This window comes from Streptomyces beihaiensis (assembly GCF_026274175.1).
Lineage (GTDB): Bacteria > Actinomycetota > Actinomycetes > Streptomycetales > Streptomycetaceae > Streptomyces > Streptomyces beihaiensis.
The window spans coordinates 1-4,046 of record NZ_JAPHNL010000159.1 but is presented as its reverse complement, the minus strand read 5'-3'; the positions used below and the strand labels follow the sequence as shown (position 1 = coordinate 4,046).

Sequence of the window (4,046 nt, the reverse complement as noted above, 5' to 3'; positions counted from 1 at the left end):
CGCGCGGGGCGCCTCGGCGAGCGGCAGCGCGGCCGGGCTCACGGAGGTGCCGGGCCAGGCGGCCGGGGCGGCGCGCTCGGCGGTGCGGCGACAGCGCGGGCAGTCGTCGACATGGCGGACCAGCTCGCGGCGGAGGGCGGAGGAGAGCAGCACCTGGTTGTCGCCGGTGAGGCGGGCGACGCTGGGGCAGGTGCCGGTCTCGACGACGGCGAGCGCGGCGCGGGTCCGCTCCACCTCGCAGGCGGCGGAGGCGAGCAGCCCCCGCGTGGCGTCCAGGTCGGCGCCGAGGACCGAGGCGACCTGGCGCGGGGCGAGCTGGTGGCGCACGGCAAGCTCCAGGGCCTCACGCTGCTCGGGCGTCGTGCCGGCCGCCTCCGGCCAGGCGAGCAGGGCGAGTTGGCGCCGCCGCTCCTCCTGGAGGAGCGGGCCGTCCAGGGCGGCGTGCGCGGCACCGGCCCTGTCGCCCCGGGCGTGACTGCTCGGCGCGGCGGCCGCCGCCGTACCGGCACCGGCCCCGCTTCCCGCCGCGTTTCCCGCCGCGTGCGCCCCCTGCCTGGCACGCTTGGCCTCGGTCAGGCGGCGCAGGCAGGACCAGCGCGCGAGCGCGTACAGCCAGGCCCGGTGGTCGGCCTCGTTGTCGGGGGCGCGCGCGTCGCGCCGCTCGGCGAGCGCGAGGACGTCACCGAGCGCGGTGATCGCCTCGTCGTGGTCGCAGAGTACGGAGAGGCAGTAGGTGAACAGGCCGTCCAGGCACGGCTCGTACCGCGCGGGCGGGCGCGGCGCCGCGGCGCGTAGCGCCGACCGTCGCGCTCCGGCACGGTGCGCCCGGTGCGCCCGGTGTGCGCCGGTGGTGTGCGGGGAGGTTTCCGGACTGCTGCTCATCACCCGTGCGACCGTAGGGGGCGAGAGAGGCCCCTTGCTCCCGCTTGAGCACATTTAATCCTTACGGGTGAAACGATCCCTCAAAAGAGGACAGGAAGCTCATATTCCGTGGCCAGCGCGGCTACGCGGGGCGACGGCGGCCGCCCGACCGTCGCGGACGCGGTCCGGATTGTCAGTGGGGCCGGTTACGGTTTCGTCCATGGCAGCCCGTACGAAGTCCGGCACCGCCGGCAAGCAACGGCCGAGTTACCGCTGCACCGAGTGCGGCTGGCAGACGGCCAAGTGGCTGGGCCGCTGCGCCGAGTGCCAGGCGTGGGGGACCATCGACGAATACGGCGTGCCCGCCGTGCGGACCACCGCGCCGGGCCGCGTGACCACCTCGGCCCTGCCCATCGGCGAGGTCGACGGACGGCAGGCCACGGCCCGCACCACCGGCGTGCCCGAGCTCGACCGTGTGCTCGGCGGCGGTCTGGTGCCCGGCGCGGTCGTCCTGGTCGCGGGCGAGCCGGGCGTCGGCAAGTCCACGCTGCTGCTCGACGTGGCGGCGAAGTCGGCGAGCGACGAGCACCGGACGCTGTACGTGACCGGGGAGGAGTCCGCCTCCCAGGTGCGGCTGCGGGCCGACCGCATCGGCGCCATCGACGACCACCTCTACCTGGCGGCGGAGACGGACCTCGCGGCCGTCCTCGGCCACTTGGACGCGGTGAAGCCGTCGCTGCTGATCCTCGACTCCGTACAGACCGTGGCGTCGCCGGAGATCGACGGGGCGCCCGGCGGCATGGCGCAGGTCCGCGAGGTGGCGGGTGCGCTCATCCGCGCCTCCAAGGAGCGCGGCATGTCGACCCTCCTGGTGGGCCATGTCACCAAGGACGGCGCCATCGCGGGCCCCCGCCTCCTGGAACACCTGGTGGACGTGGTCCTGCACTTCGAGGGCGACCGGCACGCGCGCCTGCGCCTGGTGCGCGGCGTCAAGAACCGGTACGGGACGACGGACGAGGTCGGCTGCTTCGAGTTGCACGACGAGGGCATCACGGGCCTGGCCGACCCCAGCGGCCTCTTCCTGACCCGGCGCGCCGAGCCGGTGCCGGGCACCTGCCTGACGGTGACCCTGGAGGGCCGCCGCCCCCTGGTCGCCGAGGTCCAGGCGCTCACGGTCGACTCGCAGATCCCGTCGCCGCGCCGCACCACCTCCGGCCTGGAGACGTCCCGCGTCTCGATGATGCTGGCCGTCCTCGAACAGCGCGGCCGCATCAGCGCCTTGGGCAAGCGGGACATCTACTCGGCGACGGTCGGCGGCGTGAAGCTCTCCGAACCGGCGGCCGACCTCGCCGTGGCACTGGCCCTGGCGAGCGCGGCGAGCGACACCCCGCTGCCCAAGAACCTGGTCGCGATCGGAGAAGTGGGCCTGGCGGGCGAGGTCAGGCGGGTCACAGGGGTGCAGCGCAGGCTCTCCGAGGCGCACCGGCTCGGTTTCACCCACGCCCTGGTCCCGGCCGACCCGGGGAAGGTTCCCGCCGGTATGAAGGTCCTGGAAGTCGCCGATATAGGGGACGCGCTGCGGGTGCTGCCGAGGAGCCGTCGCAGAGAGGCCCCCCGGGAGGAGGAGCGGCGCCGGTAGACTTTGCCCAGGTCTCGCCCGTGCGTACGAGCGCGCTGAGCAGTGCGTGAGGCGATGCATGGAGCGACACGTAGCGCCCAGGGCGCCTGAAGCCCGCGATCCGGAGGAGTGCAGTGGCAGCCAACGACCGGGCAGCAGCTCCCGGCAAGTCCGGCGGGAGTTCCGGTCCGGACCGTCTGATGCGCGCCTCGCTGAGCGCGGTCGCGCCGGGCACGGCGCTCCGTGACGGCCTGGAGCGCATCCTCCGCGGCAACACGGGTGGGCTGATCGTCCTCGGCTCCGACAAGACGGTCGAGGCGATGTGCACGGGCGGCTTCGTCCTCGACGTGGAGTTCACGTCGACGCGGCTGCGCGAGCTGTGCAAGCTCGACGGCGGCATCGTGCTCTCCTCCGACCTGGGAAAGATCCTCCGGGCCGGGGTGCAGCTGGTGCCGGACCCGACGATCCCCACGGACGAGACCGGCACCCGCCACCGCACCGCCGACCGCGTCAGCAAGCAGGTCGGGTACCCGGTCGTCTCGGTGTCGCAGTCGATGCGGCTGATCGCCCTGTACGTGGACGGGCAGCGCCGCGTCCTGGAGGACTCCGCGGCGATCCTCTCCCGCGCCAACCAGGCGCTGGCGACTCTGGAGCGGTACAAGCTGCGGCTCGACGAGGTCGCGGGCACGCTGTCGGCGCTGGAGATCGAGGACCTGGTCACCGTCCGGGACGTCACGGCGGTCGCGCAGCGCCTGGAGATGGTGCGGCGCATCGCGACGGAGATCGCCGAGTACGTGGTGGAGCTGGGCACCGACGGGCGGCTTCTGGCGTTGCAGCTGGACGAGTTGATCGCGGGCGTCGAGCCTGAGCGGCAGCTGGTGGCCAGGGACTACGTGCCCGAGCCGACCGCGAAGCGGTCCCGTACGGTCGACGAGGCGCTGGCCGAGCTGGACTCGCTCAGCCACGCGGAGCTGCTCGAACTGCCCACGGTGGCCCGCGCGTTGGGTTACACCGGGTCACCGGAGGCGCTGGACTCGGCGGTCTCGCCGCGCGGGTTCCGGCTGCTCGCGAAGGTGCCGCGGCTGCCGGGGGCCATCATCGACCGGCTCGTGGAGCACTTCGGGGGGCTGCAGAAGCTTCTCGCCGCGAGCGTGGACGACCTTCAGACGGTCGACGGGGTGGGCGAGGCCCGTGCGCGGAGCGTTCGGGAAGGGCTCTCGCGGCTGGCCGAGTCGTCGATCCTCGAGCGGTACGTGTAGCTCCGCGGGTTCTGCGGCGGGCGGGGTTCGTGCCGCCCGGTGCCGCCGCCCCTTGCCGGTCGGTTGTCGTTCGGTGCCGACTGACCGTCCGCGGTGGCTGGTCGCGCGGTTCCCCGCGCCCCTCAAGCCGCTCTCGGGCGTGTCCGGCGGATCAGGCCGGGCTCGGTCGACCGTGCCGATCGGTACTGCTGAGCGCGCCAGGGCTTGCGGCCCCGACCTGACGCCGGACGGGCCCTAGCTTGATCTTTAACCTCCGACGTCGAATGCTGCGTCGAACTTGATCACTCGGTCTGGTATCCGCCGTACGT

General features: G+C 73.6%; 2 protein-coding genes and 1 pseudogene. 2 read left to right on the top strand and 1 reads right to left on the bottom strand.

Annotated elements, in window-relative coordinates; all coding sequences use genetic code 11:
• Positions 1–882 (bottom strand): annotated as a pseudogene (locus OFY01_RS15575) (hypothetical protein); the annotation flags it as partial.
• Positions 883–1,081: 199 nt separating this feature from the next.
• Here OFY01_RS15575 and radA point away from each other — a divergent pair.
• Positions 1,082–2,500, top strand: a complete 1,419-nt coding sequence (radA, locus tag OFY01_RS15570; protein ID WP_266600282.1) for a DNA repair protein RadA — start codon at positions 1,082–1,084, stop codon at positions 2,498–2,500.
• 113 nt (positions 2,501–2,613) lie between these two features.
• Positions 2,614–3,738: a DNA integrity scanning diadenylate cyclase DisA gene (disA, locus tag OFY01_RS15565; RefSeq protein WP_266600280.1), complete on the top strand. Its 1,125-nt coding sequence runs from the start codon at positions 2,614–2,616 to the stop codon at positions 3,736–3,738.
• Positions 3,739–4,046: the final 308 nt, after the last annotated feature.

Coding starts and splice junctions, on each gene's coding strand:
- radA (WP_266600282.1), top strand. CDS start 1,082: ATGGCAGCCCGTACGAAGTCCGGCACCGCCGGCAAGCAACGGCCGAGT.